This window comes from Microbispora hainanensis, from assembly GCF_006874475.1.
Taxonomy (GTDB): Bacteria; Actinomycetota; Actinomycetes; order Streptosporangiales; family Streptosporangiaceae; genus Microbispora; species Microbispora hainanensis.
This window is the reverse complement of record NZ_VIRM01000242.1, coordinates 1-249: the sequence shown is the minus strand read 5'-3', so window position 1 is coordinate 249 and position 249 is coordinate 1. Positions and strand designations below refer to the sequence as shown.

1 protein-coding gene is annotated in these 249 nt (G+C 69.1%); it reads left to right on the top strand.

Annotated elements, in window-relative coordinates:
- A partial coding sequence (locus tag FLX08_RS40270) for a DUF222 domain-containing protein (protein ID WP_142625470.1) occupies nucleotides 1–249 on the top strand: 249 nt, incomplete at both ends.

Sequence of the window (249 nt, the reverse complement as noted above, 5' to 3'; positions counted from 1 at the left end):
TAAAGCGGGGGCGGCGGAGGTGGCCAAAGCCGGTCGCCATCTGCGGGCGGTGCTCGACCCCGACGGCGAAGAACGCGATGAGCAGGCCGACTACGAGCGGCGCTTCCTGCGGGTCCGGCCCGGCAAGGGCGGCGGCGTGGAAGGAGAGTTCTACATTCCCCGTGAACCCGGCGCCCGCCTGATGACGTTGTTGCAGGAGTACGCCAAGAAGAAGGCCGACGGCGATGACCGCACGCTGACGGAGCGCCA